The 20,844-nt window shown below is 41.9% G+C and carries 13 protein-coding genes and 1 tRNA gene; 11 read left to right on the plus strand and 3 right to left on the minus strand.

The window, feature by feature from the left end; all coding sequences use genetic code 11:
* Nucleotides 1-15: 15 nt before the first annotated feature.
* Nucleotides 16-1,437, minus strand: coding sequence for a siroheme synthase CysG (gene cysG / locus P3J6_RS05460; protein ID WP_138570113.1), 1,422 nt, complete (start codon nt 1,435-1,437; stop codon nt 16-18).
* Nucleotides 1,438-1,701: 264 nt separating this feature from the next.
* Between cysG and deoC the strand changes: the two genes are divergently transcribed.
* Both deoC and P3J6_RS05470 read left to right on the plus strand, forming a co-directional pair.
* A complete protein-coding gene (deoC, locus tag P3J6_RS05465; protein WP_198522418.1) occupies nt 1,702-2,454 on the plus strand; it encodes a deoxyribose-phosphate aldolase in 753 nt (250 codons plus the stop codon).
* Entirely contained in the window at nt 2,438-2,938 is a 501-nt protein-coding gene (locus P3J6_RS05470) for a hypothetical protein (RefSeq protein ID WP_138606661.1), read from the plus strand. Before deoC ends, P3J6_RS05470 begins: the two co-directional genes overlap by 17 nt.
* 53 nt (nt 2,939-2,991) lie before the next feature.
* Here P3J6_RS05470 and P3J6_RS05475 read toward each other — a convergent pair whose 3' ends face one another.
* Complete coding sequence (locus P3J6_RS05475) at nt 2,992-4,122, minus strand: CsgG/HfaB family protein (RefSeq protein WP_198522419.1); 1,131 nt, start codon at nt 4,120-4,122, stop codon at nt 2,992-2,994.
* Nucleotides 4,123-4,254: 132 nt separating this feature from the next.
* Nucleotides 4,255-8,244, minus strand: a complete 3,990-nt coding sequence (locus tag P3J6_RS05480; protein WP_198522420.1) for a hybrid sensor histidine kinase/response regulator transcription factor — start codon at nt 8,242-8,244, stop codon at nt 4,255-4,257.
* 165 nt (nt 8,245-8,409) lie between these two features.
* Here P3J6_RS05480 and P3J6_RS05485 point away from each other — a divergent pair.
* From P3J6_RS05485 to rpoC, 9 genes are all read left to right on the plus strand, one after another.
* Nucleotides 8,410-8,486: transfer RNA gene (locus tag P3J6_RS05485), tRNA-Trp, on the plus strand.
* 131 nt (nt 8,487-8,617) lie between these two features.
* Nucleotides 8,618-8,995 (plus strand): preprotein translocase subunit SecE, encoded by a 378-nt coding sequence (gene secE / locus P3J6_RS05490; RefSeq protein WP_054202752.1) that lies wholly within the window; start codon nt 8,618-8,620, stop codon nt 8,993-8,995.
* A gap of 4 nt (nt 8,996-8,999) precedes the next feature.
* Nucleotides 9,000-9,557: a transcription termination/antitermination protein NusG gene (nusG, locus tag P3J6_RS05495; protein WP_008108460.1), complete on the plus strand. Its 558-nt coding sequence runs from the start codon at nt 9,000-9,002 to the stop codon at nt 9,555-9,557.
* Between the two features lie 217 nt (nt 9,558-9,774).
* The gene (gene rplK, locus P3J6_RS05500; protein WP_008108462.1) at nt 9,775-10,203 is read left to right on the plus strand and encodes a 50S ribosomal protein L11; all 429 of its coding nucleotides are present in this window, start codon (nt 9,775-9,777) and stop codon (nt 10,201-10,203) included.
* A gap of 4 nt (nt 10,204-10,207) precedes the next feature.
* The gene (rplA, locus tag P3J6_RS05505) at nt 10,208-10,912 is read left to right on the plus strand and encodes a 50S ribosomal protein L1 (RefSeq protein ID WP_010392122.1); all 705 of its coding nucleotides are present in this window, start codon (nt 10,208-10,210) and stop codon (nt 10,910-10,912) included.
* 320 nt (nt 10,913-11,232) lie between these two features.
* Nucleotides 11,233-11,727 carry a 50S ribosomal protein L10 gene (gene rplJ / locus P3J6_RS05510; RefSeq protein WP_008108464.1) on the plus strand — a complete coding sequence of 165 codons (495 nt, stop codon included), beginning with the start codon at nt 11,233-11,235 and terminating at the stop codon, nt 11,725-11,727.
* A gap of 74 nt (nt 11,728-11,801) precedes the next feature.
* Nucleotides 11,802-12,164: a 50S ribosomal protein L7/L12 gene (rplL, locus tag P3J6_RS05515; protein ID WP_008108465.1), complete on the plus strand. Its 363-nt coding sequence runs from the start codon at nt 11,802-11,804 to the stop codon at nt 12,162-12,164.
* A 268-nt stretch (nt 12,165-12,432) separates the two neighbouring features.
* Nucleotides 12,433-16,458: a DNA-directed RNA polymerase subunit beta gene (rpoB, locus tag P3J6_RS05520; protein WP_010392125.1), complete on the plus strand. Its 4,026-nt coding sequence runs from the start codon at nt 12,433-12,435 to the stop codon at nt 16,456-16,458.
* A 104-nt stretch (nt 16,459-16,562) separates the two neighbouring features.
* The gene (gene rpoC / locus P3J6_RS05525; protein ID WP_054202751.1) at nt 16,563-20,735 is read left to right on the plus strand and encodes a DNA-directed RNA polymerase subunit beta'; all 4,173 of its coding nucleotides are present in this window, start codon (nt 16,563-16,565) and stop codon (nt 20,733-20,735) included.
* Nucleotides 20,736-20,844 lie beyond the last annotated feature (109 nt).

A 20,844-nucleotide genomic window follows, 5' to 3' on the forward strand; every position in this document is an offset into this window, starting at 1 on the left:
TTAAAATCTGTTAAACTACGCTACGTCTGTAAGCGGTTGAGCAAAGCTACTGATCTGTGCTTTTTCGCCAAACCAGTTTAATTCTTTATGCAGCGAAGCCACTTCACCAATAATGAGTAATGCCGGTGAAATAATATCATATTGTTCAATTAGCTGCGCTAATTGGTCTAACTGTCCGGTAACTACGCGTTGATTTTCACGTGTGCCGTTTTCAATAATTGCTACTGGTGTTGTTGCTTCTCGCCCATGTTTTAATAGCTCGGCTTGAATATGCGGCGATTTAATCACCCCCATATAAATAGCCAGTGTTTGGTTTTTTTGTGCAAGCGACTGCCAATTAAGCTCTTGGCCTTCCTTTTTACAGTGACCAGTAACAAATTGAATAGCTTGAGCATGATCGCGATGCGTTAAAGGAATACCTGCATAGGCACTACAGCCTGCGGCCGCCGTTATACCTGGCACTATCTGGTAATTTACGTTATTGGCTGCCAGTACTTGTACTTCTTCGCCACCACGACCATAAATAAATGGGTCGCCGCCTTTAATACGACATACTTTTTTACCTTGTTGCGCTAAATCAACTAGCATCTTATTGGTATCTTCTTGAGCTACGCTATGATCGCCTAGGCGTTTACCCACACAAATTAAATCTGCATCGCGGCGCACTAATTCCATGATTTCATCAGAAACTAAGTAATCATATACCACCACGTCGGCTTGTTGCATTAGCTGCAATGCTTTTAGGGTGAGTAGCTCTGGGTCGCCTGGGCCTGCACCGACTACGTATACTTCACCTTCAGGCTCTACTTTGGCATCTAGCATTTGCTCTAGTTGTTGCTCAGCGCCATGGGTATCACCGGTTTGGACTTTACTCACTACTGATGAATCAAACACGCCTTCCCAAAACTGGCGACGATCGGCGAAGTGTTTAAAGCGTTGTTTTACTTTGTGACGAAAACCACCGACTAAGTTGGCGAGAGGGCCAATATGTTGCGGGATAAGAGTTTCGAGCTTTTCACGTAAACGCCTTGCTAATACCGGTGCTGTGCCTGCACTTGAAATCGCAATGGTAATTGGGTTGCGATCAACAATAGAGGGAAAAATAAACGTACATTTAGGTTGATCATCCACCACGTTCACAAAAACATTACGTGCATTAGCGAGTTCAAAAACTGTATTATTAACTTCATCATTGTCGGTGGCGGCAATAATCAAAATTTTGCCATCAAGATGTGACTCTTCAAAATAGGCATCTATTAAAGTAACTTCATTGTTGTGCGCATGTTCTTTTAATTCATCACAAAACCACGGGGCAACTAAGGTTACTGCAGCACGCGCTTTTAAGAACGCGCGGCATTTTCGCAAGGCAACTTCTCCACCGCCAACCACCAATACTGGTTTGTTGTCGAGTTTGGTAAAGATAGGTAAATATTGCACTGAGTAACGCCCCTAAAAAGATAATAAAGTGTTTAACACAAAGGCAGAATATAGCGGCTATTGATAAGTAAAAAATAATTAAATCTTAGTTGATATACTAAAAAGTTATATAAACTGTGTTTTTTAGGTCTAAATCTTATTTAGTAAGGGTCAGGGTGCTGTTTGGTATAAAAAACGCGCTTATAGTGTTTGGTTATGAGCTATAGCAAGATTAAGCTATGATGCTTATATAGTTTAAGGTTTTTAAAATTTCATGGGCATAAAATGACAAATAATACTCAAAACGCCATGCTAGTTGTTAGTTTAATGGATTTAACCAGTTTAAACACCGATGATAATCAAGCTAGTATTAATGCATTAGTAAACAGTATTGATTCTAAATTAGGCATACCCGCTGCAGTTTGTGTGTTTAGTGAATTTGTAGATGATGCAAAAATAGCGCTCGCTAATCGGCTATTGAGTCATGTAAAAGTGGCCACAGTAACCAACTTTCCTACAGGTGATGCGCCACTTAATGAAGTGCTTAATGAAACACTAATAGCCATAGAGCGTGGGGCCGATGAAATTGACTTAGTCATTCCTTATAAAGCACTTATAAAAGGCGAAGCCGATACAGTACTGGAATACGTGAGTGAAAGTAAAAAAGCATGTGGTAGTCGCGCTAAACTTAAAGTGATTATTGAAAGCGGTGAGCTAAAAACACCTGCGCTTATTGCTCAAGCAACCGAGCTTGCTATTCAAGGGGGAGCTGATTTTGTAAAAACCAGCACCGGTAAAGTCGCGGTTAACGCCACGCTTGAAGCAACTGAAATTATGCTTAATGCCATCAAAAAGTCATCAAAACCAGTTGGTTTTAAGGCCGCAGGCGGTGTGAAAACGACAGGTGATGCCAATGCTTATTTGCAGCTAACAACTGAGATTATGGGGCATGAATATTTAGCACCAGAGATATTTAGGTTTGGCGCTTCCTCGTTGTTAAATGACGTTTATAAGGTATTGCATGAAGCGCAGCAGTGATGCCGAAAAACAACAGTTAGAGCACGATGCAGCTAAGTTGTTTTTGCGTTGCTATGAGCAGCAAACCGGTATTCATATGCGCCACATTTGGCATAATAAACCAAATAGACCCGATGTAAGTTGTTATCAAGAAAATGAGCAACTCGATATAGAAGTAGCGCATTTATATGCCAGCGAAACCGAAGCAATGGCCGTGTTAGGTCGGCCATTATCAATACATATGCAACGTGATTTAGCTGACATGGCACAACAGCCCAGTGAAAACCGACTGCAATCAGCATTAGGACGATTGCTCAAACAAAAAGCGACTAAGCGTTATTACTCAAAACGTACCTGGTTGCTAATTCGTAACGCTAGCACTATTTGGCATAAGAGCGACTTTGAAGCGGCAATAAAAACAATAGTTTTTCCAAATACCCATCAATTTGAGCAAATATGGTTACTGTGTGATTTTTATCGCGGTGAGTTATTACGAGTAGATTAAAAGCGGCTAGGGGATAGCCGCTTTTTTTGATTTAAATGAATTGTGTTGGTTGCTTAGTTAAATTGAAACATGCTGCCTAAGCTTTCAAGCCCTGATTTTTGAGTTTTAGCTAAACATTTTGTGTCATCTAAAGATTTCTTTGTTGTTTCATCGGCAAGGCCTGTTACTTTTAAGCTCTTTTCTTGTTGATATTCGCGCAGTGCTAATACAGTTTGACGGTCGTATTTTACGTCTTCAGTCTCAAATTCTTCATAATCAGGTTGGTTTTTTAAATAGCCTAAGCAAACCAAGTTCATACGAGACATTGCTAAGTCCATTTTTTCATAATGTGGCATTCTATGATTCGGCACATCGACAGCGACAGCAGCAGGTGCTACTTTTTTACTAGCGACCTTTGGCGGTGGTGGTGCTGTATAGCCTGCAGCAAGCGTGTTGTTTTGGTTATAGCGATAATAGGTGTCTGGGATTTTAGTTTCTAAAAACTCAACGGCTTTAATTATTACTTCACGTAGTGCCTTTTCTTTTGGTGTATCTGACCAACCACTAAGACTCCCTCCAACCAGTGCGCCACCAAAGTTTGTTGCTGCGCTTGTAAAGTTAAAATCTTTACTACCGCCTTCAACACTAGTTGCAGCTAAAATACGTGAAGTGCGCGTATCAATTAACCTTAGGTCAATAGCCATATGCGATCCAGAAAAGCCAGCTGAAACAGAGCTAAACACATCACCAATAAAACCGCCCGAACCAACACTTGCACCTGAACTGTCATCATCAAACTCAGTAACCGCTGCAACGACTACAATCTCAGCGCCTTCAATTTCGCCATACGCAGCACCCGATTGTGCACTCACTCTGCCCGATACTGCTAAATCTTGCTCCGAAAGCACAGCGTCTAGTGCTTGGCGTTCCAATACAATAAAGCGATTAGTGCCAACAAGGGCGGTGGTAAGTTGATCTGCCATACCTTCACCAATTTCTTTTCGCCACCACCTTGAGTTATTTGATTTATCAGTGAAACGCGCCACGGCGATACGTGCTTTAGGGCCATTGTATTTTTGTTTACTTACTTCATTAATGTCAGGTGAATTTTTATTTGAAGTGACGTTGGTTGAAGTGCTTTGACATGCGCTTAAGCTTGTTATCAATGCTGTGGCAAGTAGCGTTTTTTGTATGGATGAGAGCATAGTATTTTCCTTAATTTATCTACTTAATTACATTTGTAGTTATTTTTTAGCAATGGCTAATTTAGGTTAATTTAAATAAATCAGCAACCTAAAAATAGTACTCAGGCGAAAGCTTTGAGTACAAATGCGAAGCTAATTACTTTTACATGGTTGTGCTTCTCTATATTGTTTAGGTGTCACTGTATATTTGGCTTTAAAGCAACGAGCAAAGTAACTTTGAGAACTAAAGCCGGTGTTATCTGCAACTAAACCTATGGTTAAGTCGCTATCAGCTAATAATTTTGCTGCATATTCTAGGCGGGTATTGCGAATGTAATCACTGGGTGTAATGTCAAAAAGTGCTTTCATTTTTAATTGCAGTGCACGAGGGCTCAAACACATTGCACTGGCAAACTCTTCGACGCTAAACAGTTCATTTTGATAATTGTCACGCAAAATTGTTTTTAAGCGTTCAGTAAACGTGTAATCTTTATTCTGCTCTATTTGCGCATCTAAGGTCACAGCATGTGCTTGAGCTGATAACTGTTTAACTAAGTGTTTATTTAACGCATCACGAATACCTAATAGGCCATGAATCCGACTCTTTAATAATGATGCTTCAAAGGGTTTACACAGGTAGTCATCGGCCAGTAAATCAAGTCCTTTTATTCTGCTGCGACTGTCTGCTTTGGCAGAGAGTAATAAAACAGGAATGTGGTTTATTGAAATGTCTGAGCGAATAGCGCTTAGAAGCTGATATCCATCCATCGTTGGCATCATCACGTCACTGAGTACCAAATCGGGCATTTGAGTTTGGCACAGTAAAAGCCCTTCTTCTCCATTATTAGCGCTCAGACAGGTGTAGTTATCACTAAACAATGAAACCAGTAACTCACGCATTTCTTCGTTATCTTCAACAATGAGTAGCTTTTTGTTGTTTTTTAGCGGCATAGTTTGAGAGGACGATAATTGTTTATCCGTTAATAAGTTATCTGATTCACACAATGGCAAAGTGACTGTGAAGCAACTTCCCTTGTTGATTTTACTAACTAATGAAATTTGCCCACCGTATTGCTCTACAAGCTGCTTAACCAGCGCGAGACCTATACCACTGCCTGTTTGGTTGTGTGTTGCAACACGAGTAAAACGTTCAAAAATAAGCGCTTGCTGGTGTTCTTCGATACCAATACCAGTATCAGATACCGTTATAACAACATTATTGTTTGTGTTAGAAAGCGTTAGGTTAACGGTTCCATCTGATGGGGTGTATTTAAGTGCATTGGTCAATAAATTATCAATAATAGATAAAGTATGCTTAGTTTCTAAATTTATATAACTAGGACTTTGCGTATTGTCTTTAAAGGAAAAACTAATATTTTTTTGAGCAAACAAAATAGCGAAGTCGTCTACTATTTGTTCTATAAAAGGGCTTATAGAATAAGCGGATACATATTCTATAGTCGCACTTGGGCGCTGGCTGAGCTGTAATAGCTCATTAATTAAATTAAGCAGACGGTGCCCGTTGCGTTTAATTATAGAAACTTGATGTTGCGCTTGAGCACCGAGTTGTTGCTGTTGTAAGTTTTCTACTGGCGCTAAAATTAAGCTTAATGGCGTTTTAAGTTCATGGCTAATATTATCTAAAAATTGGGTCTTTAGTTGATTGAGCTTTCTTTCTTGTTGAATAAGTTGCTCTGCGGTTTTAGCTCGATAGCGTGACGCTAAAATTAACCATGTAATAATCAAAACTATTATAAGGTATGCCGCATACGCCAATTTCGTTTGCCACCAAGGAGGCGTTACTGTCAGCTTTAGCATAGTGTGAACTTTGCTCCATTGCCCGTATTGATCGCTAACTTTTAATTGTAATTGATAGTCACCTGCACTTAGCTGTGAATAGTTAACTTGTCGTTGGCTTGCATCGGTATAGATAAATTGCTTATCTAAACCACTTAGCTTGTAAGCATACTGGTATTGATTAGCAGATGAGGCATTATTAACGGCGGAATATTTAAAGCCAATGACCCCTTGGCTAGTTGGAAAAGAGAGTTTTTTAGTATGATTTATTAGTTTTGCTGGCTGTTTTTGATCTGTTAGATAGTTTTTTGTTGAACTTGCTTGGTTATAAATTAATAGCTCAGTTAACACTGGGGTTGGGGCTGAAGTACTCAATAGCAGTTTACTAGGGTAAAACTGATTAAAACCATTGATTCCGCCAAAAAATAGCTCGCCATCAGCTGCTTGAAAAGCGGCACCTAAAATAAACGAATTATGCTGCACGCCGTCACGAGGTAAAAAATGCTGCATAGCTTGATTCGTGGGATTATAGCGAGTGAGCCCTTGGTTACTGCTTAGCCATAAGTGGCCTTTACTATCATCTTTAATAGCAAAAATATTATCGTTTAGTAATCCATCATGTTCGGTAATGTAAGAGATTTTTTGTGTTTTTTTATCAAGGCGGTTTAAACCACCAAAGGTACCCACCCATAGGGTATCGTTATTTTGCAAGTGCAAAGAGGTGACCATATTATGGCTTAAACCAGTTTGAGATGTCTGATCCGAGGGGTAATGAGTAAATGATTCATCGGCCATGCTTAGATAATTTAAACCTGCACGCGTCCCGACCCATAATCCGTTTGTATTTTGATCAAAAAGCAGAGTAAACACGGTATTGTTAGCAAGACTATTAGTTGAATCGTCGTGCTTGTAATGTTGAACCTCTAAAGTGTCGGGATTAAAGCGTGTTAAACCTTGGTTACTACCTAGCCATAAATTACCTTTAGGATCGCTCGTTATCGCATAAACTCGATCGCTACTAAGCTGATGGCTTTGCATTGTATAGGCAATAAAATTATCTTCAGCTGGATTGTATTGCAGTAACCCACCGCCATAGGTACCAACCCAAAGTCGCTGTTGGTTATCTTCATGCAGGCTAAATACATTATTATTAGTAAGGCCGCTTTGCAATTTTGAGTTAACTTTATAGCGCTTAAAGCCAGTGTCGGTTTGTTTGTTTAAGCCATCACGCGTACCAACCCATAACCGACCTTGTGAATCTTTAAGTAGAGCGCGAACAAAATTATGACTAATAGTAGTCTCATCATCGCTCAAATGCTGTTGATGCGAAAATTGATTTTGCTTTTTATCATAACGTTGCAAGCCATAGCCATCAGTACCAATCCAAATGATACCGAACTGATCTTGATAAAGTGACAATAGGTAATCATTAGCAAGCCCATTTAGTTGCTGTTTATTGTGCGGTATGTGCTCAAAGTTATTTTTAGATGTACTTTGCTCTGTTTTGTAAAATAAACCTTTTCCATAACTTGTAAGCCACAAGGTATCGGTGTCGTCAATTAATATATCGGTGATCCATACATCTGTAAATTGAGCAAACTCCGCAAAAGCCTCTGTTGTTGGAATAAATAGGCTAAGGCCTTGTTTGCTTGCTAGTAATAGCTGCCCTTGTGTATTTAAGTGTAACCGCCATAAATTCTTATGGCTCTTTGCTATGTGTTTAAACGTTTTTAGCTCTGGGTTAAATTTAATTAATCCCTCGTTGGTCGCTAACCAGATATTCTGTTGAGCATCTATTACGATATCTTGTATTACGGTATTAGCTCGCTCGGGGCTATTATAGCTAAATGACTCAACTTCATTATTGACTATATTTAATCGTGTTAACTTTCCATGTTCATGGCCTAACCAAATATTATTTAGGTTATCTGACGCCAGTGACCATATACGGTTATCAGTAATCGCCAACTCAGTTTGCGTATTAAAAACCTTAAATTGACCGGTTTGAGTATCAAGTAAGTTTAAACCATTACTGGCTGTAGAAAACCAGATAGCATGAGGGCCGCCAGCAAGGCAATCGGTGACCCAGTTTCCTGAAATACTAGCCTCAGTAGGGTGAGACTTGAAGCGTTTAAACTCATAACCATCAAAGCGATTAAGACCGCCTTGTGTGGCAAACCAATGAAACCCTTGCTCATCAGTGATGCTGCATGTAATCGAGTTTTGCGATAATCCTTGCTCACTCGAATATGTATCTAAGTGAATAGGGCGGGCAATAAGCATGCTATGAAACAAGCAAAAAATACTTAAAATGAGGGTTTTGAATAGGGTTTGAAGTAAAGGCACTGGCTTCCTTGTGCGAACAGTATTCCTAAAATTGAAACAATCATAAACTGCTTTTTTAATAATGTTAAGTTTGATTTTTACAGCCGTCAGTGAGATTTTAAGTTATGGGTATCTTTTTACTCTTGTGTTAATGAATTGCGTAAGTATAATAGGCATCCACTTTGCAGGGGCGTAGTTCCAATTGGTAGAACAGCGGTCTCCAAAACCGACGGTTGGGAGTTCGAATCTCTCCGCCCCTGCCAATTTTTTACAAAGTGAGTAAAGTCTAGAACTAAAAATCGGTTTAAGTAAGCTTGTTTTTAAGTTTAGATTTTAATGGATTAACCCTGTCGACGTGCAGGGTTGTTGTGTCTGTAGTTAAGGTAATAATATTATGAGCACGAATATAGAAACACCATCGAGTGGGATGGAGTCAGTAAAGTGGTTAGTAGCAATTGCGCTACTTGCAGGCGCAGTCGTTGGTAACCATATGTTTGCAGATCAGTCTGTATTACTACGTGCCATTGGCGTTGTGGTTGCGATAGCTGCGGGTTTAGCTATTGCTTCGCAAACTTTCAAGGGACGTACATTCCTTGCTTTTGCAAAAGAAGCGCGTATCGAAGTACGCAAGGTAGTTTGGCCAACGCGTCAAGAAACAACGCACACGACATTAATCGTAATGGTTGCAACAGTGATTATGGCATTAATCCTTTGGGGATTAGATGGCATTTTATTCCGCGCTGTAGGCTTTTTAACTGGATTGGAGATCTGATCCCATGTCGGATGAGAATAACGAAAAGAAACTACGTTGGTACGTAGTACAGGCTTTCTCAGGTTATGAGAAGCGTGTTGCTCAAACATTATTAGAGCATATTAAAATCAAAGGTCTAGAAGATAGCTTTGGTGAAGTATTAGTTCCTACTGAAGAAGTCGTAGAGATGCGTGCTGGTCAAAAGCGTAAATCTGAGCGTAAATTCTTCCCAGGTTACGTACTAGTACAAATGGATATGAATGATGCAAGCTGGCACTTAGTAAATAGCACTGAACGTGTTATGGGCTTTATTGGTGGCACATCAGACCGTCCAGCACCTATTAGCACCAAAGAAGCTGATCGTATTCTTAACCGTCTACAAGAGAACGCAGAAGCGCCTAAACCAGCAACATTATTTGAGCCGGGTGAAGTGGTTCGTGTTACTGATGGTCCATTTGCAGACTTTAGTGGTGTGGTTGAAGAAGTTGACTACGAAAAGAGCCGCGTTAAAGTGTCGGTACTTATTTTTGGTCGTTCTACGCCAGTTGAACTTGAATTTGGTCAAGTTGAACAAGATAAGTAATTGATTTAAAGCGTCGCGTTAAAAACTTTTAAATTTTTGGCACGAAGCTTGAAAAAGGCCGCTGATTAACTTATAATCAGCGGCCTTTTTGTATTCAGGGAAAACGTTTGTTTAACTGTTTACTAAAAAGTGAGAAACCAATTTTTAAACTGGGAAGCCGCTAGAGTACGCGTCCTCGCGCGCACAAGGCTAAGACCCACCTAATGAGGTATTTATAATGGCTAAGAAAGTTGAAGCTCTAATCAAGCTACAAGTTGCTGCTGGTATGGCTAACCCTAGTCCTCCAGTAGGTCCAGCACTAGGTCAACACGGTGTAAACATCATGGAATTCTGTAAAGCGTTCAACGCACGTACAGAATCTATCGAAAAAGGCGCTCCAGTTCCTGTAGTGATCTCTGTTTACGGCGACCGTTCATTTACGTTCGACATGAAAACGCCACCGGCTGCTTACTTACTTAAGAAAGCTGCAGGTATCAAATCTGGTTCAGGCCGTCCTAACACTGAAAAAGTAGGCACAGTAACTCGTGCTCAACTTGAAGAAATCGTTGAGACAAAGAAACCAGACCTTACAGCTTCTGATTTAGAAGCTGCGGTTCGCACTATCGCAGGTTCTGCGCGTGCGATGGGCTTGAACGTAGAGGACTAAGATAATGGCTAAATTAACTAAACGTATGCGTACTATCCGCGAAAAAGTGGAAGTAACTAAAGATTACGAAATTAACGAAGCAGTTGCTCTTTTAAAAGAACTAGCGACAGCTAAATTCGTAGAAAGTGTTGACGTTGCTGTTAACCTTGGTATCGATGCTCGTAAATCTGATCAAAACGTTCGTGGTGCTACTGTACTACCTAACGGTACTGGTCGTGACGTTCGTGTTGCTGTATTCACTCAAGGCGCTAATGCAGAAGCTGCAAAAGAAGCCGGTGCTGAATTAGTAGGCATGGAAGATCTTGCTGACCTAGTTAAGAAAGGCGAGATGAATTTTGACGTTGTTGTTGCATCACCAGACGCTATGCGTGTTGTTGGTCAACTAGGTCAAATCTTAGGCCCACGTGGTCTAATGCCAAACCCTAAAACTGGTACTGTAACACCTAACGTTGCAGAAGCAGTTAAAAATGCGAAAGCAGGTCAAGTGCGTTACCGCAATGACAAAAATGGTATCATCCATACTACTATTGGTAAGGTTGATTTCACTGCTGAGCAGTTACAACAAAACCTTGAAGCTCTAATTGTTGCGCTTAAGAAGGCTAAACCTTCTCAAGCTAAAGGTGTTTACTTGAAGAAAGTAACTATCTCTACAACAATGGGCGCAGGTGTTTCTGTTGACCAAGGCACTTTAAGCACAGTTGTTGCTTAATTGAGTGTTTACATGGCGTGAAATTTGTACTATAATTTTGCGCCATTTTGCTGATTAATTTAGTTAATCGCAAAGTAAAGAATTCGGGTTGAAGTCCATAATTTCGAAGCGCCTTCGGGCAACGCGATAAATTGGGCTTCCGTCCAAGACCGTAGGCGGCTTCGGCCTTAATATTACCTACGTAGACGGTGTGAATCCCCAGATAGATTTTTCCTAATCTTCTGGCTCTCGCCGTAAAAAGCATCTCCACCTTTATTGGTGGGGAAGAGTAAAACAGGGAAGCCGATGTACGGTAACCCATTAAACCAGGAGTAACACCCATGGCTTTAAATCTTCAAGGCAAAAAGGCAATTGTTGCTGAAGTCAACGAAGCAGCCACTGGTGCTCTATCTGCAGTAGTTGCAGATTCTCGTGGTGTAACAGTTGGTGCAATCACTGCCCTTCGTAAAGAAGCTCGCGAAGCGGGTGTTTGGATGAAAGTTGTCCGTAACACTCTAGCTAAACGTGCTCTTGAAGGAACAGACTTTGAATGCCTATCTGATTCATTTGTTGGTCCAAGCTTAATCGCTTTCTCATCAGAGCACCCAGGTGCTGCTGCGCGTATCTTTTCAGACTTCGCGAAAAAGAATGAGAAATTTGAGCTTAAAACGGCCGCTTTTGAAGGTAATGTAGTAGACGCAGCTATGCTTGCAACTCTACCTACATACGACGAAGCTGTTGCACGCTTAATGAGCGCTATGAAAGAAGCGTCTGCTGGTAAATTGTGTAAAACAATTGAAGCAGTACGTGTACAGAAAGAAGAGCAAGCTGCTTAATTTTAAGCTGTTTAATCCCTTTCGGTGTAAATTTATTTGGACCTTAGAGTCCGTTAATTATTAGGAAATTTGTAATGTCTGTAACTAAAGACCAAATCCTTGACGCAATTGCTGAAATGTCAGTAATGGACGTTGTTGCTCTAGTTGAAGCAATGGAAGAAAAATTCGGCGTAACTGCTGCAGCTGCTATGGTAGCAGGTCCTGCTGCTGAAGCTGCTGAAGAGAAAACAGAATTTGACGTAATCCTTACTGGCGCTGGCGCTAATAAAGTTGCGGCAATCAAAGCTGTACGTGGCGCAACTGGTCTTGGCTTAAAAGAAGCTAAAGCTCTAGTTGAAGCTGCTCCAACTCCAGTTAAAGAAGGTATCTCTAAGGAAGAAGCTGAAGCTCTTGCTAAAGACCTTACAGAAGCTGGTGCTGAAGTTGAGGTTAAGTAATCTAGCTTTTGCTAGGTTCGCTGCCTGAGAAATCAGGCAAGGGCTGGTGATTATTTAATCACCGGCCTTTTTGCGCTATAGAGCGACTATTCTTATATCGCAAATAAAATCTGATTTATTCTTTAATTTCAACGCTTTATAGTTTGCTAGTGTTGAAGTGGGATTAAGTTGGAACAACAGTTAATGTTGTACATCTTGGCATAGATGCCAGTTAAGTCTGTTCTTACAAGAACAGGTCGGGTCAAAGATCAGCAAGCTGAGGAACCCCATGGCTTACTCTTATTCTGAAAAGAAACGTATCCGTAAGGATTTTGGTAAACGTCCACAAGTTTTGGATATACCTTTCTTACTGTCGACGCAGTTAGAATCGTTTAAAAAATTCTTAGTCCCGGACGCTGATGGCGATCATGGTTTGGAAGCTGCCTTCCGTTCTGTGTTCCCAATTAAAAGCTACTCGGGAAATTCTGAGCTTCAATACGTAAGTTATCGTATTGGTGAGCCAGTATTCGATGTAAAAGAATGTCAAATTCGCGGTGTGACTTATTCTGCTCCACTTCGCGTGAAACTGCGTCTTGTAGTAATGGACAAAGAAGCTCCAGGCACAGTTAAAGACATTAAAGAGCAAGAAGTTTACATGGGCGAAATTCCGCTCATGACCGATACCGGTACTTTTGTAATCAATGGTACAGAGCGTGTTATCGTTTCTCAGCTACACCGTAGCCCTGGTGTATTCTTTGATAACGACCGCGGTAAAACTCACTCGTCAGGTAAAGTGCTTTATAACGCACGTGTAATTCCTTACCGTGGTTCATGGTTAGACTTCGAATTTGATGCAAAAGATAACTTATATGTACGTATTGACCGTCGTCGTAAATTACCGGCGTCTATCATCCTACGTGCACTTGAGTACACGAGTGAAGAAATCCTAGATATCTTCTTCGATACTACTGCGTTTGAAATCGCTGACGGTAAAGTTCTTATGGAACTTGTACCTTCACGTTTACGTGGTGAAACTGCCGCTTTTGATATCAAGAGCGAAGACGGTGAAGTCCTTGTTGAAAGCGGTCGTCGTGTTACGGCTCGCCACATCAAGAGCATCGAGAAAAAAGGCATTAAGCAATTAGAAGTACCACATGAGTACATCATTGGCCGTGTATTAGCGAAGAACTATGTTGATGAGTCAACAGGTGAAATCATTGCTACTGCAAATGACGAGCTAACGCTTGAAATGATGGCTGAATTGGTTAAAGCCGGTCACACGACCATTGATACACTATACATCAATGAAGTGGACAGCGGCGCTTACATGTCAAATACGTTGAATATTGACTCGTCAAGCAACCGTTTAGAAGCACTAGTAGAAATTTATCGCATGATGCGCCCAGGCGAGCCACCGACGAAAGACGCGGCTGAAGCCTTATTTGAGAACTTATTCTTCTCAGAAGAACGCTATGACTTATCAACAGTAGGTCGTATGAAGTTCAATAGCCGTGTAGGTTACGATTCAGACACAGGCCCTGGCACATTAAGCAAAGAAGACATCGTAGCGGTTATGAAGGTATTGATTGCTATTCGTAACGGTGTTGGCGATGTTGATGATATAGACCACTTAGGCAACCGTCGTATACGTAGTGTTGGCGAAATGGCTGAGAATCAATTCCGTGTAGGTTTAGTACGTGTAGAACGTGCTGTACGTGAGCGTTTAAGCTTAGGTGACCTTGATGCGGTAATGCCACAAGATCTTATTAACGCTAAGCCTATTTCGGCAGCGGTTAAAGAGTTCTTCGGCTCGTCTCAGTTATCACAGTTTATGGACCAAAATAACCCGCTATCAGAAGTAACGCATAAGCGTCGTATTTCTGCATTAGGTCCGGGCGGTCTAACTCGTGAGCGCGCTGGTTTTGAAGTACGTGACGTTCACGTAACTCACTACGGTCGCGTATGTCCAATCGAGACTCCTGAGGGTCCAAACATCGGTCTAATTAACTCATTGTCTACGTATGCACGTACCAATGACTACGGTTTCTTAGAAACACCTTACCGCAAAGTGGTAGACGGTGTAGTAACTGATGAAGTTGATTACCTATCAGCCATTGAGGAAGGTCAGTTTGTTATCGCACAGGCGAACTCAAACTTAACTGAAACCAATGAGTTTGTAGATGAACTTATTCCATGTCGTCACAAAGGTGAATCAACCTTTATGGGTCGCATGGACCAGCAATATATGGATGTATCACCACAACAGGTGATCTCTGTAGCAGCAGCACTTATCCCGTTCCTAGAACACGATGATGCTAACCGTGCATTGATGGGTTCAAACATGCAACGTCAAGCAGTACCAACATTGAAAGCGGACAAACCGTTAGTAGGTACAGGTATTGAGTTAACACTAGCAAAAGATTCTGGTGTAACGATTGTTGCTAAACGTGGTGGTGAAGTAATGTATGCCGACGCAAGTCGCATCGTTGTTAATGTACATGAAGAAGAGCGCATCCCTGGTGAAGCGGGCATCGACATCTACAACTTAACCAAGTACACACGTTCTAACCAAAATACATGTATTAACCAAAAGCCGACTTGTATGGTTGGTGAACCGGTTACTCGTGGCGATGTGTTAGCAGATGGTCCTTCGACTGACTTAGGTGACTTAGCCCTTGGTCAAAACCTTCGCGTGGCATTCATGCCATGGAACGGTTACAACTTCGAGGATTCAATCTTACTATCAGAGCGCGTAGTTGAAGAAGATCGTCTAACGACTATCCACATTCAAGAACTACAGTGTATCGCCCGTGATACTAAATTAGGCTCAGAAGAGATCACAGCAGATATCCCGAACGTGGGTGAATCTGCACTAGGCAAGCTTGATGAATCAGGCGTTGTATATATTGGTGCTGAAGTTAAAGGCGGCGATATCCTAGTAGGTAAAGTGACTCCGAAAGGCGAAACGCAATTAACACCAGAAGAGAAGCTACTACGTGCTATCTTCGGTGAAAAAGCGTCTGACGTTAAAGACAGCTCTTTACGTGTACCTAACTCTGTAACTGGTACTGTAATCGACGTACAAGTTTTCACCCGTGATGGTGTTGAAAAAGATAAGCGTGCGTTAGAAGTTGAAGACATGCAGCTTCGCGAAGCGAAGAAAGACTTCAACGAAGAGTTCCGTATTCTAGAAGCTGGTGTTTTAGAGCGTGCTCGCAAGTTACTTGTGGCAGCTGGCTTCGATGAAGACAACTTAGCGTCACTGAATGCTGAAAAGTTACTAACTCAAAGCCTTGCTGAAGAAGACAAGCAAGCTGAACTTGAGCAACTAGCTGCACAGTACGATGAGCTTAAAGCTGAATACGATAAGAAGTTTGAAAACAAACGTCGTAAAATTACTCAAGGTGATGACTTAGCACCAGGTGTACTTAAAATTGTTAAAGTATACTTAGCTGTTAAACGTCGTATCCAACCGGGTGATAAAATGGCGGGTCGTCACGGTAACAAAGGTGTTATCTCGACTATCGTACCAGTAGAAGATATGCCATACGATGACAAAGGTCGTACGGTAGATATCGTACTAAATCCACTAGGTGTACCATCGCGAATGAACATCGGTCAGATCCTTGAAACGCATATGGGTCTAGCTGCACGCGGTATTGGTGAGCGCTTAGAAGAAATGATGAAAGAGCAACGCGAGCTTCATGAGCTACGTGAATTCATCAAACAAGCTTATGAGATCGGTGAATCTCGTCAGGTTGTGGATATCGCTAGTTTCTCTGATGACGAAATTCGTCGTTTAGCTGAAAACTTGAAAGGTGGTTTACCGATTGCTACTCCTGCATTTGATGGCGCGAAAGAAGACGAAATCAAAGACATGCTAGAGCTAGGCGGCTACCCTAGAAGTGGTCAGGTTACACTTTATGATGGCCGTACTGGCGATCAGTTTGAACGTCAAGTAACTGTAGGTTACATGTACATGCTTAAACTTAACCACTTGGTTGATGATAAGATGCACGCGCGTTCTACTGGTTCTTACAGCCTTGTTACTCAGCAGCCGCTGGGTGGTAAAGCACAGTTCGGTGGCCAGCGTTTTGGTGAGATGGAAGTATGGGCACTTGAAGCTTACGGTGCTGCTTACACTCTACAAGAAATGCTAACAGTGAAATCGGATGACGTGAACGGTCGTACTAAGATGTATAAAAACATCGTTGATGGTAACCATAAAATGGAACCAGGTATGCCAGAATCGTTCAACGTATTGTTGAAAGAAATCCGCTCACTGGGTATCAACATCGAGTTGGAAGAAAATTAAGCCAATTAGATGCTGCAGTGAACGCTGCAGCATCTGTTATGGCTGAATAGAATGTAGGGACGAGAACATCCGTCCTCAAGATTAACTCCGACAGGAGAGCTAAGGTGAAAGACTTACTTAAGTTTCTGAAGCAACAAAATAAGACCGAAGAATTCGATGCAATTCGCATTGGTCTTGCTTCACCAGACATGGTTCGTTCATGGTCATACGGTGAAGTAAAGAAACCTGAGACTATTAACTACCGTACTTTCAAGCCTGAGCGCGATGGCTTATTCTGTGCCCGTATTTTCGGCCCAGTGAAAGATTATGAGTGTTTATGTGGTAAATATAAACGCCTTAAACACCGTGGTGTGATCTGTGAAAAGTGTGGCGTTGAAGTAACACTCACTAAAGTGCGTCGTGACCGTATGGGTCATATAGAACTGGCAAGTCCAGTTGCGCATATATGGTTTTTAAAATCATTACCGTCACGTATCGGCTTAATGCTTGATATGACGCTTCGTGATATTGAACGTGTTCTTTACTTCGAATCATTCGTAGTAACTGAGCCTGGTATGACAACGCTTGAGCGTGGTCAGCTATTAGGTGAAGAAGAATACCTAGATGCACTTGAAGAGCATGGTGATGAGTTTGAAGCGAAGATGGGTGCTGAAGCAGTATTAGACTTGCTTCGTGAACTCGATCTTGCTCAATTAATTGCAGAGATGCGTGAAGAGTTACCAACAATTAACTCTGAAACTAAGCGTAAAAAGATCACTAAACGTCTTAAGTTAATGGAATCGTTCCACCAATCAGGTAATAACCCTGAGTGGATGATCATGACAGTACTTCCAGTATTGCCACCTGACTTACGTCCATTAGTACCACTAGACGGTGGCCGCTTTGCGACATCTGATCTAAATGACCTTTACCGTCGTGTTATTAACCGTAATAACCGTCTTAAGCGTCTACTAGATCTAGCTGCACCAGATATTATCGTACGCAACGAAAAACGTATGTTACAAGAAGCGGTTGATGCGCTACTTGATAATGGTCGTCGTGGTCGTGCAATTACAGGTTCTAACAAACGTCCACTTAAATCGCTTGCTGATATGATCAAAGGTAAGCAAGGTCGTTTCCGTCAGAACTTACTTGGTAAGCGTGTAGATTACTCTGGCCGTTCTGTAATCACGGTTGGTCCTACACTTAAGCTTCATCAGTGTGGTCTTCCTAAGAAGATGGCATTAGAGCTTTTCAAACCATTCATCTATGGCAAATTAGAACGTCGCGGCATGGCTACGACAATCAAAGCAGCTAAAAAGATGGTTGAGCGTGAAGTAGCGGAAGTATGGGATGTACTAGATGAAGTAATTCGTGAACATCCAGTATTACTTAACCGTGCACCAACACTTCACCGTTTGGGTATCCAAGCGTTTGAACCTGTGCTTATCGAAGGTAAAGCGATTCATTTGCATCCATTAGTATGTGCGGCTTACAACGCCGACTTCGATGGTGACCAAATGGCGGTACACGTACCGCTAACAATTGAAGCGCAGCTAGAAGCTCGTGCGTTAATGATGTCTACAAACAACATCTTATCGCCTGCTAATGGTGAGCCAATCATCGTTCCTTCACAGGACGTTGTATTAGGTCTTTATTACATGACGCGTGACCGCATTAACGCCAAAGGCGAAGGCACCGTATTTAAAGATCCTAAAGAAGCAGAAAAAGCATACCGTAGTGGTAATGCCGACCTTCACGCAAAAGTGAAAGTACGTATTAGCCAATCAGTAGCTAATGAAGATGGTGTTGTAGAAGATACAATTACAATCATTGATACTACAGTGGGTCGTGCAATTCTGTCTCTTATTTTACCTAAAGGTATGCCGTTTGAGTCAATCAACCAAGCCCTAGGTAAAAAGCAAATTTCTAGCTTATTAAATGAGTGTTACCGTCGTCTTGGTTTAAAAGACACAGTTGTGTTTGCTGACCAAGTTATGTACACCGGTTTCCACTACGCAATGAAGTCAGGTGTTTCAATTGGTATCGATGACTTAGTTATCCCACCAGTGAAAGCATCAATCATTGAAGCAGCAGAAGCTGAAGTAACTGAAATCAACCAACAGTTCCAATCGGGTCTTGTTACGGCTGGTGAAAAGTACAACAAAGTTATCGATATCTGGTCACGTGTAAATGAAAACTTATCACGTGAAATGATGGCGAACTTGTCAAAAGACACCGTAGTGAATGCGCAAGGTGAAGAAGAAGAGCAACCGTCATTTAACTCAGTGTTTATGATGGCCGACTCAGGTGCTCGTGGTAGTGCCGCTCAGATCCGTCAGCTAGCAGGTATGCGTGGTCTAATGGCACGTCCAGATGGTTCAATCATCGAGACGCCAATCACGGCTAACTTCCGTGAAGGTCTAAACGTACTTCAGTACTTCATCTCAACGCACGGTGCGCGTAAAGGTCTTGCCGATACAGCACTGAAAACAGCGAACTCGGGTTACCTAACGCGTCGTCTAGTAGACGTTGCACAAGATTTGGTAATCAATGAAGACGATTGTGGCACAGAAGATGGCTTAACAATGAAACCGCTTATTGAAGGTGGTGACGTTGTAGAAGCACTTCGCGAACGTGTACTAGGTCGTGTTGTTGCTGAGCCTGTTGTTATCCCTGGTACTAATACAGTACTTGTAGAACGTAACATCATGCTTGACGAAAAACTGTGTGACCTTTTAGAAGAGCACTCAGTTGATGAAGTTCGTGTACGTTCAGTAATCACCTGTGATAACGACTTTGGTGTTTGTGCTAAGTGTTATGGTCGTGACCTAGCACGTGGTCATATCATCAACGCGGGTGAATCAGTTGGTGTTATCGCGGCACAATCAATCGGTGAGCCGGGTACACAGCTTACGATGCGTACATTCCACATCGGTGGTGCGGCATCAAGAGCGTCTGCTGAAAATAATGTACAAGTTAAAACTAACGGTACATTAAAACTTCACAACGCTAAGTATGTATTAAATACAGACGGTAAGATTGTTATTACCTCACGTTCTACAGAAATCACTATCATTGATAGCTATGGTCGTGAGAAAGAGCGTTATAAAGTACCTTACGGTGCGGTATTAACAGTGCAAGACAATGCAGAAGTTCAAGGTAACGACATTGTTGCTACTTGGGACCCGCATAGTCACCCAATCGTTCTTGAGCATAAATCAAAAGTATCGTTCAGCGATATCGATGATTCAAATACTGAAGCACAGACTGACGAACTAACGGGTTTAACTCGTGTAGTTGTTAAAGATCTTGCTAAAGCGAATGCGAAAGAGCCGAAACTTATCATTGAAAGTGATGAGCGTGGCTTGCAAGAAACACGTCTTCCTTCATTCACTACGATTGAAGTAACAGACGGCGCGACTGCAAACCCAGGTGACGTACTAGCACGTATTCCGCAAGAAGGTTCGAAAACTCGTGATATCACGGGTGGTCTACCACGCGTAGCCGACTTATTTGAAGCGCGTAAGCCGAAAGATCCAGCTATCTTAGCTGAAATCACCGGTACGATTAGCTTCGGTAAAGAGACTAAAGGTAAGAAACGTTTAGTTATTACTCCAGCTGAAGGCGATCATTACGAAGAAATGATCCCTAAGTGGCGTCAACTTAACGTGTTTGAAGGTGAGCAAGTGTCTAAAGGTGAAGTTATCGCCGATGGTCCAGAATCACCGCATGACATCTTACGCCTACGTGGTGTGACTCATGTTGCTAACTACATTGTTAACGAAGTGCAAGAGGTTTACCGTTTGCAGGGCGTTAAGATCAATGATAAGCACATTGAAACTATTATTCGTCAAATGCTACGTAAATGTATCATTCTAGACGGTGGTGATACTGAGTTCTTAGCCGGTGAGCAAATTGAAGTGGCACGCGTTAATATCGCAAACCGCGACCTTGAAGCTCAAGGTAAGATCCCAGCGAAGTTTGAAATCCAGTTAATGGGTATCACTAAAGCATCACTAGCGACAGAATCTTTCATCTCAGCAGCCTCGTTCCAGGAGACAACTCGTGTCCTAACAGAAGCCGCTGTAAATGGTAAGAGCGATGAGTTACGCGGTCTGAAAGAAAACGTAATTGTGGGTCGATTGATCCCAGCCGGTACCGGTTTTGCGTATCATCAAGATCGTATGGCTCGTCGTAAGCAAAAAGACGTTGTTGAAGAGCAAACGGTAAGTGCAGAAGAGGCGACTCAAGCACTGACTGATGCCTTAAACGCGGATTTATCTGGAAATCAATAAACCGAATCTAATCAATAGATTAGAGTTTAGCAAGGTAGTTATCTACTGCCTTGCGAGCGGTTTAGGTTGACAGGTCAATCTTTGCTCATTAAAATTCCGCCACCCATTT

The sequence above is a fragment of the Pseudoalteromonas sp. 3J6 genome (genome assembly GCF_903995135.1).
In the GTDB taxonomy this organism is placed as follows: domain Bacteria; phylum Pseudomonadota; class Gammaproteobacteria; order Enterobacterales; family Alteromonadaceae; genus Pseudoalteromonas.